Genomic DNA, 12,605 nt, shown 5'->3' with positions numbered 1-12,605 from the left:
CGCTAGTCCAGCGAACGTCCCTTGCGCCAGTAGCCCATGAGGTTCATGGCCTTGCGATCGACGCCCCGTTCGTTGACGAGATGGCGGCGGATATCCAGCACCGCCGCTGCTTCGCCGGCGATCCACGCGTAGAACGCGCCATCGCCACCGCTGGCCTGCTCCCAGAGGATGTCGTTGTCCACGTCGATGTCCGTCACGGCGGCATCCACACCGTGACGCGGCAATGGCACGTCACGCAGGGCTTCCAGCAAGCGCTGGCCATAGTCGTACGCGTGATCGCGTGGCAGCCAGCGGACGCTCAGCCCTTCGAGGGCTGCCAATGGCAGGCGGTCTGCTTCGGTGGGCACCTCGATAAGCGCCTCGATGCGCGGGCGCGATGGCGATGCCGCGATGTGATCGAGAATCGAAGCCACGGCAGGCAGTGCGCTCTCATCCGCCACGATCAGTACGCGATCGACATCCTGCGGCGGATGCCACTCATAGCCGCGCGAGTCGTGCTCTGCGCGCGCATCCGGCGCGAACAGCACCATAGGATCACCCTCTTTCGCTTCCAGCGCCCAGCGGGATGCGGGGCCGATGCTTCCGTGCACCGCGAAATCAATGTCCACTTCCGCGACATCCGCACGCAAGGCCCGGATGGTGTATGTGCGCATCGCGGGTTTCGATGCGTCGTCGAGTGCGCGGAAGGCAGCAATCCAGTCGGGGCCGCGTGGCAACTCCGGCCGCTGGCCGGCCTGTTCGGGGAAGAACATCTTGATGCGCTGGTCGGGTCCGGGAAACGCCATGCCGGCGACATCCTCACCCGTGAACACGAAACGCACCATCGAAGGGCTCAACACGATCCGGTGTTTGACCACCGTATCGAAGAAACGATAACTGTCGACCATGACCACTCCACATCACCATGCCCGATACGGGCAGCAAGGGTGGCTGCGTCGACCGGCAATGCGGCGCGTGGCTGGAAGGCAAGTCTGCGCCCTGGGCGCAGGCTTCGCAAGTTACCGCGGGTAAATCGAGGCGTGCGCAAAACGCACGCCTCGCCGCCCATGTAGGAGCGCGCCTCGCGCGCGACCGCTTTTGGCGATCACCATTCCGCCGAACGCTGCTGCGGCCGGCCAGGTACGGGCCATAACGGTCGCGCGCAAGGCGCGCTCCTACAAGAGCCTTTTACTGGCGTTTGCCCTCGAGTTCTTTGGCCAGTTCCGGGAGGTGATAGACCTTGCGTACGGCTTCCAGCAATGCCGCGGTATCCACCGCCACCGCGCGGTTCATCGTGCCGTCGAAGGTGAAATCGCCACCCAGCGAATGGATGTTGCCGTCGAAGATGAGGCCAATGGCGTGGCCCTCCCTGTCGATCACCGGGCTGCCCGAATTGCCGCCGATGATGTCGTTGTCGGTGACGAAATCGAACGGCGTGGACAGGTCGAGCGACGACTTGGCCTTGATCCAGCTATCCGGAAGCCGGAAAGGATCGGCACCTGTCGCACGCGTATACGCACCGGCGAAGTCGGTGAACGGAGGCACGTCCTTGCCCTTCTCCTTCCAGCCCACCACCTTGCCGAAGCTCAGGCGCGGCGAGAAGGTGGCATCGGGATAGTTCGACGTACCGTCGCGCGCGAAGCGTGCCTGCGCGATGGCTTCTTCCGCCTTCGACGTCGGTGCGGACACTTCATCCTCGTACTGCTTGCGGATGGCACGCGCTTCCGGATCGACGGACCGCGCGAGCACGATCATCGGATCATTCGATGCCGCGATGGCCGTCTCACCACCTTCCCACAACGCCTTGCGCGCAGCAGGATCGGCAAGCTTCGTGCCCTTGACCAGTGAGTCGGCCACCTGAGCCGGAGAGTGCGTGCCGAGTACCTGCTTCACGAACGGATCGTCTGCACCCAGGATCTGGCGCAGCTTTTCCAGCGACCAGCTCATCAGGGTGGTTTCGAACGCGGGATACACCGGCGCGGTGGAAACCACCTGTTGCTCCAGTGCAGGGAGGTTTGCATCGCGATACTCCGGCAGGCGTTCACCGTCGGGTTTTCCGCGTTCCGCAGCCGCTCGCACCAGCGTACGCGCCTGCATGAACAGCTGGCCGCCGACGTCGAAGCCACGTCCGTTCTCCAGCAGGTTGAAGCGGTCACGAAGTTCCAGGGCCTTCGACTGGGCCTTGGCAAGATCGGCCCAGGGATCGCCGAACTTCTCGCGACGCGAGCCATCCGCTGCGATCCACTGGCGCAGTGCAGCGTCATCCTGCTGTTTGGTCTGCTGGAACCGCTTGTCGGTCAGGGTTTCGAGCCAGCCACGATAGACCTTCAGCGAATTGTCGAAACCGAAGAGAAGGTCCTGTGCCTGCTTGGCCTGCTCGTCGCCACGACGACCGTATTCCCACAGCACGCCGCGAAGCTCGGACAGGAAAGCCACGGAAGGCACGAGCTTGTGATCGCGCATGTCTTCCAGCTGTGCCCACGGCACCGCACGCTGCGTGGAGCCGGGGTTGCCGACCACGAAGGTCATGTCGCCGGCCTTGGGGCCCTTGGGCGAGAACGGCAGGTAATCCGGGGTCTTTGCCGGTTTACCGTCGACGTAGGCGCGGAAGAAGGTCACGTCGAGGTCGTAGCGCGGGAAATTGAAGTTGTCCGGATCGCCGCCGAAGAAGGCGATGGACTGTTCCGGTGCGAATACCAGGCGCACATCCTGGAAGCGCTTGTACTTGTACAGCGCGTAGCGGCCGCCGTTGTAGAGCTTCACCACGTCGCAGCGCCAGGCTTTCGCATCACCGGCCACGCAGCCCTTTTCCACGTCGCTTTCCACGGCACGCTCGGCCTTGATGCGCTCTGCGCCATCCTTGCCGTTCAGTGCGCCGAGCACCTTGTCGGTGACGTCGGTGATCGTGTCGAGCTGGTTGAGCTCCACTTCGGGGCACTTCGGCTCGTCTTCGCGGCGCGATGCCGAGAAGCCGTTTTCCATGAAGTTGCCCGTGGTGGAAAGCTGGGACAGGCAGCTGTTCGCGCAATGGTGGTTGGTCATCACCAGGCCATCGGGCGACACGAAGGAGCCCGAACACCCTTCGGCCAGCCGCACGGTGGATTTCTGCACGCGGGATATCCACGCCGCATCCGGCGCAAACCCGTAGCGTTGTTTCATCTGCTGCAACGGCAGGTGGTCCAGCGTCCACATGCCTTCGTCCGCGAAGGCGGCGGGCGTGGCGACCAGAAGCACGCCGAGCATCGTTCCCTTGAGATACCGCATCGAACGCTTCTCCTCATGAACGTGGCCGCCGGAGTGGCGACCGCAAATGTTACTTTGTAACAAATACGTCCAGGCCGGGAGCCTGCGGGAAGTCATGGTACGCCTCAGGCGACGGCCAGGCCCGGAAACAGCAGCGGCGCGACGGCGAGCAGGGCCGTCACGTCGGGCTGCGCCAGGGCGTGGCCGATCAGCACCAGGCGGGTGCCACGGGCGTCCATGGGTCGGGGTGCCAGCCGTTCGGCCGGATACGCCGTGCCCTGGACGGCGTGGACCACGCGAGGCGCATCGTCGCCCTGCACATGCACGATGCCCTTCATCCGCAGCAACGCCGGTCCGGCGGCGGCCAGCAGCAGGTCGAGCCAGCCGGCGAAGGCCTCTTCGTCTACGGGGGCATCGATGGACAGGGAGCGGCTGGGCATGGTCCCGTGGTAGCCCGCTGGGTCTTCCGCTGCACCCACCAGTCGCCAGGAAATGGGGCTGACCTCGAACGGGTCATCCGTCGAGCCGTCGGCCACGCTGGCCAGCGGGTTCGTCCGTCGCAGCCATTCCTCGACGCGAGGGCGCACGGCCTTGCCTACCCGGTCGAGCTTGCTGACCACCAGACGATCCGCAGCTTCCACCTGCTGAACCACCTCGGGGTGGTCGTGGCGGCTGGAGAGCACGGTTTCCGCGTCCACCACGGTCACGATGCCGGCAAGGCGGTAGTAGGCCGCCACACGATGGTCGCGATGCAGGGTGCGGGTGATGCCGGCCGGCGTGGCGAGGCCGGTGGTTTCTACCACGACCCGCTGGAACTGGCGCTCTCCCTTGCGCGAGAAACGCCAGATAGCGTCGGCCAGCGTGCGGCCCAGGTCGCCGTTGAGCGAGCAGCAGATGCAGCCTCCGGCCAGTTCCACCACGCCGTCGTCGTGGGCGTGGACCATGAGTGCGTGATCCAGCCCGATGTCGCCGAATTCGTTGACCACCACGAGGGTGGTGGGTCCGGGCTCGTTTGCGAGCACCCGGTTGAGCAGGGTCGTCTTGCCGCTACCGAGAAAGCCGGTCAGCACGAAGACCGGGACGCGATCGTCCAGCGAAGGCGGTATGCGGACGGCGCCCAGGGAGAGCGGCCCGTTCGGTTTGTTCATGACGGAGGGCATGCCGAAATGTTACATCATAACAATCCAGTCTTCCCGTAGGAGCGCGCCTGCGCGCGACCGGTCGGAGACATGAGCGCCCGGTTACCCCGGTCGCGCGCAAGGCGCGCTCCTACAGGGTTGTGGCGAGTTATGCAGGGCGCGTTCTTGTAGGAGCGCGCCTGCGCGCGACCGGTCGGAGACATGAGCGCCCGGTTACCCCGGTCGCGCGCAAGGCGCGCTCCTACAGGGTTGTGGCGAGTTATGCAGGGCGCGTTCTTGTAGGAGCGCGCCTGCGCGCGACCGTTCGGAGACATGAGCGCCCGGCTATTCCGGTCGCGCGCAAGGCGCGCTCCTACAGGGTTGTGGCGAGTCATGCGGGGCGCGCTCTTGTAGGAGCGCGCCTGCGCGCGACCGGTCGGAGACGTGAGCGCCCGGCTATTCCGGTCGCGCGCAAGGCGCGCTCCTACAGGGTTGTGGCGAGTCATGCGGGGCGCGCTCTTGTAGGAGCGCGCCCGCGCGCGACCGGTCGGAGACGTGGGCGCCCGGTTATGCCGGTCGCGCGCAAGGCGCGCTCCTACAGGGTTGGGGATCGGGGGTGCAGGCCCAGCAGGGCTCGCTGACCTGGCAGCCGACTTCCTCGTCCACATAGGTCACCTGCCCCAGTCCCTGGCAGATCGGGCACGGTTCGGCAGTCGGCACGGGAATGCTCCGGACAGTCTTGATACCGCCTTTATACGCCGGTGGCCCATCTCGGTGCCGTCTTGAAAGGCCCGCTCCTACGCTGATCGCCTGTTCACTCACGGAGCCTGCCATGCCCTTCCCCACCACCGCGACCGCCGCGCCATGAGCTGGCTCGGCGGTCTTCTTCTCGTCGCGCTGTTTGCCTACCTGGGCTATGCGCTGATCAAACCCGAGCGGTTCTGACCGCTTTATCGAGGATGTTATGAACGACATCGTCTTCCTGGCGGTGGCGGCACTGTTCTTTGCCGTCACCGCGCTGTTCGTCGTCGCGCTGGACCGGATCTGAAGCCATGTCCATCGACCTGCTCCAGTTCGCCCTCGTACTCGCCGCCATGGCCGCCCTCGTGGTGGTGGCCGGCCGCTGGCTCACCCATGTGCTCACGGACACGGCGCACGCGCTGCCCGAACGCCTCACCTACCGCCTGCTCGGCGTCGATGCCGGCAACGGCATGGACTGGAAACGCTACGGCCTTGCCCTGGTGCTCAGCAACGCCGCCATGATGCTGCTCGGCTACGCCCTGCTACGCGTGCAGTCGCTGCTGCCCTTCGACGCCCTGCAACGCCCCTCGCAAACGCCCGATCTTGCGTTCAACACCGCCGCCTCGTTCATCACCAACACGAACTGGCAGTCGTACTCCGGCGAATCCAGCCTGTCCAACTTCTCGCAGATGGCCGTGATCACCTTCCTGATGACGGTCAGTGCCGCCTCGGGCATCGCCGGCTGCGCGGCCTTCATCCGTGGCCTCGCCCAACGCGAAGCCCGTGATGTGGGCAACTACTGGGTGGACTTCACCCGCGTCACCTGGCGCGTGCTGCTGCCGGCCTGCCTGCTGCTCTCGCTGGTGTACGTATGGCAGGGCATGCCGCAGACCCTCGCCAGCAGCGTCGATGCCACCACGCTGGAAGGCATCACGCAGCACATCGTCACCGGCCCGGTGGCCAGCCTCGAAGCCATCAAGCACATCGGCACCAATGGCGGCGGCTTCTTCGGCATGAATGCCGCGCACCCGTTCGAGAACCCGACGCCCCTCACCAATACGCTGCACATGCTGGCGATGTTCCTCGTGCCCTCGGCGCTCACGTATGCCTTTGGCCGCATGCTGATGCGCCGTCGCCAGGGCTGGGCCTTCCTCGCTGCCTTCGTCGTGATGTTCGTGGGTTTCCTCTGCGTGGTGTACACGGCGGAACAACACGGCAACCCCGCCTTCGCCGGCATGGGCATCGATCAGCAGGCCAGCACCATGCAGGCCGGCGGCAACATGGAGGGCAAGGAAACCCGCTTCGGCATCGCACAGACCAGCGCCTTCGTCGCCGTGACCACCGCCGCCACCACGGGTTCGGTCGATGCGATGCACGACTCGCTCACGCCGCTGGGTGGCCTCGTACCGCTGTCGCTGATGATGCTCAACGACGTATTCGGCGGTGTGGGCGTCGGTTTCATCAACCTCGTGGCCTACGCCATCCTCACCGTGTTCCTGGTGGGCATGATGATCGGCCGCACGCCGGAATTCCTCGGCAAGAAGATCGAGGCGCGCGAGATCAAGTACGTGATGATCGCCGTGCTGGCCCATCCGTTCTGCATCCTGGGTTTTACCGCCCTGGCCGCCGTATGGCCCGATGCTCCCGCCAGCCTCGCCAACATGGGTCCACACGGTTTCAGCGAGCTTATCTACGCCTACACCTCAGGCACGGCGAACAACGGTTCGGCCTTCGCGGGCCTCAATGCGAACACGCCGTTCTTCAACACCACGATCGGACTGGCGATGCTGCTGGGTCGTTACTTCACCCTGCTGCCCATGCTTGCCGTAGCCGGCTCGCTGGCCACCAAACGCAACGTCCCCGAAAGCCAGGGCACCCTGCCCACGGCCACGCCCCTGTTCACCGGCCTGCTGATCTTCGTGATCCTCGTCGTCGGCGGCCTGACCTTCCTGCCCGCGCTTGCGCTGGGGCCGATCGTCGAACACCTGGCGATGCTCGCCGGACAAACCTTCTGAAGGCCACGCGATGACTTCCTCCCTCGTTCGTCCCGTACTCGTGTCCGCCGTGCTGTTCATGGCGGTGACCGGGCTCGGCTATCCGCTTGCCAGCACGGCGCTGGCGAAGGCGTTCTTCCCTCGCCAGGCCAGCGGCAGCCTCGTCACGCACGGTGGTGCCACCATCGGCTCAACCGTGATCGGCCAGGACTTCCATCGTCCGGACTACTTTCACCCTCGTCCCAGCATCACCGGCAACACCTCATACGATGCGGCATCCAGTGGTGCGAGCAACCTCGGCCCCACCAGCCGCAAGCTGCTCGACAGCCTGCACGACCGTGCCAATGCCTACCGCAAGGAAAACGGCCTCACGGCGGACGCACCGGTGCCGGTGGATGCCGTCACCGCCTCCGCGTCCGGCCTCGATCCCGACATCACGCTCGCCAACGCTCATGCGCAGGCCGCACGCGTCGCCGGACAACGACACCTGCCGCTGCCACGCGTCGTCGCGCTGATCGACGCACAGGCCACCGGCCGGCAGCTCGGCCTGCTCGGCGAACCGCGCGTAAACGTGCTTGCCCTCAACCTTGCCCTCGACGCCACGGCGTCGGGTGGTACGCCTTAATCTGGAGATGCCCATGACCACCCCGCATCCCACCATCCCCGACGACATCGCTCCGCGCCCCGCCGTGGCCTCGCCCGGCCTGGTCGACGTCATCGTCGCCGCGTTCGCCAAGCTTGCTCCGGCCACGCAGTGGAAAAACCCCGTGATGTTCGTCGTATACCTCGGCAGCATCCTTACCACCGTGCTTGGCATCCAGGCCCTGCGCGGGCACGCCGACGCTCCCACGGGTTTCATCTTCGCCATCGCCGCCTGGCTGTGGTTCACCGTGCTGTTCGCCAACGCCGCCGAGGCGCTGGCCGAAGGACGCGGCAAGGCCCAGGCCGAAGCACTGCGTGCCGCGAAGAAGCGCGTGCATGCCCGTGTACTGCGCGAGCCGCGCTACGACAGCACCTGGCATATCGTGCCCAGCGACGAGATCGTGGCCGGCACCTTCGTGCTGGTGGAAGCCGGCGACACCATTCCCGCCGATGGCGAGGTGGTGGAAGGCGTCGCTTCGGTCGACGAATCCGCCATCACCGGTGAATCCGCGCCCGTGGTGCGTGAATCCGGCGGTGACTTCTCGTCGGTGACCGGCGGCACCCGCGTGCTGTCCGACTGGATCATCGTGCGCGTCACCGCCAACCCGGGCGAAGCCTTCCTCGACCGCATGATCGCGATGGTGGAAGGCGCCCGCCGCGGCAAGACGCCGAACGAAGTGGCGCTTACCATCCTGCTGGTGGCACTCACCGCGATCTTTCTCGCCGTGTGCGCAAGCCTGCTGCCGTTCTCGTCGCTCAGCGTGCTGCTGAGCGGACATGGCAGCGTCGTGGGCCTGACCGTGCTGGTGGCCCTGCTGGTGTGCCTGATTCCCACCACGATCGGCGCCCTGCTCTCGGCCATCGGCATTGCCGGCATGAGCCGCATGCTGAAGAACAACGTCATCGCCATTTCCGGCCGCGCCATCGAGGCGGCAGGCGACGTAGACGTGCTACTGCTCGACAAGACCGGCACCATCACGCTCGGCAATCGCCAGGCCCACGCCTTCCTGCCCGCCGTGGGCATCGAGGAAGGCGCGCTGGCCGATGCCGCGCAATATGCCTCGCTGGCCGACGAAACCCCCGAAGGCCGCTCCATCGTCATTCTCGCCAAGCAGCGCTTCGACCTGCGCGGGCGCGAACTCAATGGCGGCGTGGCCGTGCCGTTCAGTGCGCGCACCCGCATGAGCGGCGTGGATCTGGGCGAGCGGATCATTCGCAAGGGCGCCGCCTCCGCGATCCGTGCCCATGTGGAAGCGCTGGGCGGCGCCTTCCCCCTGGACGTGGAACGCAGCGTAGAGTCGGTGGCCCGTCGTGGCTCGACACCGCTGGTGGTGTCCGACGGCCGCCAGGTGCTCGGCGTGGTGGAACTGAAGGACATCGTCAAGGACGGCATCAAGGAGCAGTTCGCCCGCCTGCGCCGCATGGGCATCGCCACGGTGATGATCACCGGCGACAACCGCCTCACGGCCGCCGCCATCGCCGCGGAAGCCGGCGTGGACGACTTCCTGGCCGAGGCCACGCCCGAGGACAAGCTCGCCCTCATCCGCCGCTACCAGGCCGAGGGCCGCCTGGTGGCGATGACCGGCGACGGCACCAACGACGCCCCGGCGCTGGCCCAGGCCGACGTGGCCGTGGCGATGAACACCGGCACCCAGGCGGCCAAGGAAGCTGGCAACATGGTCGACCTGGATTCCAATCCGACCAAGCTGCTGCGGGTGGTCGAGGTGGGCAAGCAGATGATCATGACGCGCGGCGCGCTCACCACCTTCAGCGTGGCGAACGACCTCGCCAAGTATTTCGCCATCGTGCCGGCCGCCTTCGTCGCCACGTATCCGTCGCTGGATGCGCTGAACGTGATGCGCCTGCATTCGCCTGCTTCGGCGATTCTCTCGGCCGTGATCTTCAACGCCCTGATCATCGTGGCGCTGATTCCGCTTGCCTTGCGCGGCGTGCGCTACCGCCCCGCACCCGCCCAGCGCCTGCTGGTGCGCAACCTGCTGATCTACGGCGTGGGCGGCCTCATTGCGCCCTTTATCGGCATCAAGCTCATCGACCAGCTGCTCACGCCGTTGATGTGAGGGCCGTCACGATGTTCCGGATACCTGCGCCCGCCCGGGCGCAGGTATCATCGCCGGCCAGTCTTGACCACGCGTGGCCACCGATGATCCAGCGCCCCGATCCGGCGCGGCGGCGCCCCATCCGCTTCCGCGCGCTGCTGTTTGCCCTGGCCGCCTGCGCGGTCAGCACGGGCATCGCCGCGCTGCTGCTGAGGGTGTTCGACCTTTCCAACGTGGTGATGCTGTTCCTGCTCACCGTGGTGCTGGTGGCGCTGCGCTGGGGTCGTGCGGCCGGTGCGCTGGCTGCCCTCGCATGCGTGGCGAGCTTCGACTTTTTCTTCGTGCCGCCTGTGTGGTCCTTCCACGTCTCCGACACGCAATACATCTTCACCTTCGTGCTGATGCTCGTGGTGGCATTGGTCACGGGGCAGCTCGCCGCGCGTCTGCGCGAAGAGGCTGTCACGGCGTTGGCCGGCGAGCGGCGCGCCAGTGCGCTGGCCGCCGTCGCCAGCGATCTTGCCGGCGCCGTGCGCAACGACGACATCGTGCGCATATGCGCCGATCGTGTCGGCCCCCTGTTCGACGGCAGCGTCAGCCTGCTGCTGCCGGGCCTCGACGAGCGCATCGTCGATCATGCCGGTGGCGATGCTGCGGTGGCCCAGTGGGTTCTCGAACAGGGCCGCCCCGCCGGACGCCATACCGACACGCTGCCAGCCAGCGATGCCACCTACCTGCCACTGGTCACACCGCTGCGCACGCGTGGCGTGCTGATCCTGCGGCGCCCCGACCCGGCACCGCTGGATGGCGACCGTGCCTCCCTGCTCGATGCCTGCCGATCGCTGGTGGCGCTCGCGCTGGAGCGTGTGCACTTCGTGGAAGTAGCGCACGACACCATGCTGCGCATGGAAGGCGAAAGCCTGCGCAACGCCTTGCTCGCCGCCGTGTCGCACGACCTGCGCACGCCATTGACCGCCATTCGCGGCATGGCCGGCATGCTGGGCGATGACGACGTAGCGCATGCCATTGCGGCACAGGCCGATCGCATGCAACGCCAGGTCAGCAACCTGCTCGACACGGCACGCCTGCAGGGCGAAGGCGTGCGCCTCGACCGCCAGTGGCATGCGCTGGACGAAGTGCTTGGCGCGGCGCTTTCCACCATTCCGCTCGGCGGCCGTCGCATCGTCGTGGAACTGGCGCCCACCCTGCCCCTGGTGGAACTCGATGCCGGCCTGTTCGAGCGCGTGCTCGCCAATCTTCTGGACAATGCCGTGAAATACACGCCCAACGACGCCACCATCTGGGTGCGCGCCGACCGCATCGGCGCCATGCTGCATGTCTGGGTGGAAGACGATGGCCCCGGCTTTCCGGCAGATATCAATGCAAGCAGCCTGTTCGCCGACTTCACTCGTGGCACCAGTGAATCGTCCGTGCCCGGCGTCGGACTCGGTCTGGCACTGTGCCGTCGCATCGTCGAAGCGCACGGCGGCAGCATTGTCGCCTCGCGTCGTATGCCCAGCGGCGCACGTTTCGAGATCCGCCTCGCGGCAGGCGATCCGCCCGCCATCGACATGGAAGACCTGACATGACCCGCCCGCGCATCCTCGTCATCGAGGACGAAAGCGATATCCGCCGCTTCCTGCGTCTCGCGCTGGAGCGTGAGGACATGCAGGTATTCGAATCCGAAGACGCCTTGCGCGGCCGCATCGATGCCGCGAGTCGCCAGCCCGATCTGATCGTGCTGGATCTCGGTCTGCCCGATGACGATGGCAAAGCCGTGATCCGCGATGTGCGTGGCTGGTCGTCGGCGCCGATCATCGTGCTGTCGGCACGCGACAGCGAAACGGAGAAGGTCGCTGCGCTCGAAGCAGGTGCCGACGACTACCTCGTCAAACCCTTCGGCGTACCCGAACTGGTGGCACGCGTGCGAGCACAGCTGCGTCGTGCCAGCCTCGCTGGTGACAAGGGCCATGCAGGCTCACGCATCCGTTTCGGCGACATCAGCGTGGATCTCGCCACGCACGAGGTAACCCGCCGCGACGAAGCGGTGCACCTCACCCCTATCGAATTCCGCCTGCTTGCCGCACTCGTACGCGGCCAGGGCAAGGTCCTCACTCACAAGCAACTACTGCTCGATGTCTGGGGCCCCGGCTACGCCAACCGCCCGCACTACGTGCGCGTGTACATGGCCAACCTGCGCCAGAAACTCGAAGACGAACCCGCACGCCCCCGCCACCTGGTCACCGAACTCCAGGTGGGCTACCGCCTCGCGGGCATCGATTGACCTGTAGGAGCGCGCCTTGCGCGCAACCGGTTTGCGATCACTGGTCGCGCCCAAGGCACGCTCCTGCACGATCGGATATGCCGGATGAGATTGTCTAACAGGCGCCTGCCTGCCTAGCATTCGCCCATGCCCGCCGCCTCCCCACGCCTGTTGAACCGCCTTCGTCGCCATCGCGGCGTGTGGCTGCTCGCCCTGGCGGTGCTGCTGTTCAAGGTGGGCATGAGCACGTTCTGCATCCTGGATGGTCCGGGCCCCGTCACGACGCTCATCGGCGATGCACCCGGTATCAGCGCATCCATCGACAACGATGGCGACCACTGCGTGCTCAACGAAGGCAAGGGCTGCCATTGCGCTTGTGCGCATACGGTAGCCATGCCTGCGACCATTCTGCCCGTGGTCGCGGCCATCCCTGCGTCACAGCCTCCTGCGGCGATTCCGGTCGCACCGTCGCCGCATTTCCAGCGATCCCCGCTACGCCCTCCCATCGCCTGATCGCGCCACGCTGACCGACGACGACTGCCCGCGCGGTCGCGTCGCCCTGTGATCGCTT

Annotated in this window: 11 protein-coding genes; 7 read left to right on the top strand and 4 right to left on the bottom strand. The window is 66.3% G+C overall.

Annotated elements, in window-relative coordinates; all coding sequences use genetic code 11:
* Positions 1 to 2: 2 nt before the first annotated feature.
* The 3 genes from KR767_RS16065 to KR767_RS16055 form a co-directional block, all read right to left on the bottom strand.
* Complete coding sequence (locus tag KR767_RS16065; RefSeq protein ID WP_250876989.1) at positions 3 to 887, bottom strand: siderophore-interacting protein; 885 nt, start codon at positions 885 to 887, stop codon at positions 3 to 5.
* Positions 888 to 1,167: 280 nt separating this feature from the next.
* A complete protein-coding gene (locus KR767_RS16060; RefSeq protein ID WP_250876988.1) occupies positions 1,168 to 3,243 on the bottom strand; it encodes a S46 family peptidase in 2,076 nt (691 codons plus the stop codon).
* Positions 3,244 to 3,347: 104 nt separating this feature from the next.
* Positions 3,348 to 4,370, bottom strand: coding sequence for a CobW family GTP-binding protein (locus tag KR767_RS16055; protein ID WP_250876987.1), 1,023 nt, complete (start codon positions 4,368 to 4,370; stop codon positions 3,348 to 3,350).
* An 834-nt stretch (positions 4,371 to 5,204) separates the two neighbouring features.
* On the opposite strand from KR767_RS16055, the gene kdpF reads away from it, so the two are divergent.
* Positions 5,205 to 5,285, top strand: a complete 81-nt coding sequence (gene kdpF, locus KR767_RS21450) for a K(+)-transporting ATPase subunit F (RefSeq protein WP_166948580.1) — start codon at positions 5,205 to 5,207, stop codon at positions 5,283 to 5,285.
* Here the strand turns inward: kdpF and KR767_RS21350 are convergent.
* Positions 5,266 to 5,394: a hypothetical protein gene (locus KR767_RS21350; protein WP_279588195.1), complete on the bottom strand. Its 129-nt coding sequence runs from the start codon at positions 5,392 to 5,394 to the stop codon at positions 5,266 to 5,268. The two genes, kdpF and KR767_RS21350, sit on opposite strands and share 20 nt — an antisense overlap.
* Between KR767_RS21350 and kdpA the strand changes: the two genes are divergently transcribed.
* From kdpA to KR767_RS16025, 6 genes are all read left to right on the top strand, one after another.
* Positions 5,393 to 7,096, top strand: coding sequence for a potassium-transporting ATPase subunit KdpA (kdpA, locus tag KR767_RS16050; RefSeq protein WP_250876986.1), 1,704 nt, complete (start codon positions 5,393 to 5,395; stop codon positions 7,094 to 7,096). The genes KR767_RS21350 and kdpA overlap by 2 nt on opposite strands.
* Before the next feature lie 10 nt (positions 7,097 to 7,106).
* Positions 7,107 to 7,700 (top strand): potassium-transporting ATPase subunit KdpC, encoded by a 594-nt coding sequence (gene kdpC, locus KR767_RS16045; protein WP_250876985.1) that lies wholly within the window; start codon positions 7,107 to 7,109, stop codon positions 7,698 to 7,700.
* Positions 7,701 to 7,713: 13 nt separating this feature from the next.
* Entirely contained in the window at positions 7,714 to 9,795 is a 2,082-nt protein-coding gene (kdpB, locus tag KR767_RS16040; RefSeq protein WP_250876984.1) for a potassium-transporting ATPase subunit KdpB, read from the top strand.
* Positions 9,796 to 9,878: 83 nt separating this feature from the next.
* Positions 9,879 to 11,360 carry a DUF4118 domain-containing protein gene (locus KR767_RS16035; protein ID WP_250876983.1) on the top strand — a complete coding sequence of 494 codons (1,482 nt, stop codon included), beginning with the start codon at positions 9,879 to 9,881 and terminating at the stop codon, positions 11,358 to 11,360.
* Positions 11,357 to 12,055: a response regulator gene (locus tag KR767_RS16030; protein WP_250876982.1), complete on the top strand. Its 699-nt coding sequence runs from the start codon at positions 11,357 to 11,359 to the stop codon at positions 12,053 to 12,055. The genes KR767_RS16035 and KR767_RS16030 overlap by 4 nt, the downstream gene beginning before the upstream one ends.
* 126 nt (positions 12,056 to 12,181) lie before the next feature.
* The gene (locus KR767_RS16025; protein ID WP_250876981.1) at positions 12,182 to 12,547 is read left to right on the top strand and encodes a hypothetical protein; all 366 of its coding nucleotides are present in this window, start codon (positions 12,182 to 12,184) and stop codon (positions 12,545 to 12,547) included.
* Positions 12,548 to 12,605: the final 58 nt, after the last annotated feature.

Source organism: Luteibacter anthropi (genome assembly GCF_023699965.1).
GTDB classification, from domain to species: domain Bacteria; phylum Pseudomonadota; class Gammaproteobacteria; order Xanthomonadales; family Rhodanobacteraceae; genus Luteibacter; species Luteibacter anthropi.
Note: the sequence above shows the minus strand (reverse complement) of the source record. Positions and strands in the feature narration are given on the sequence as shown.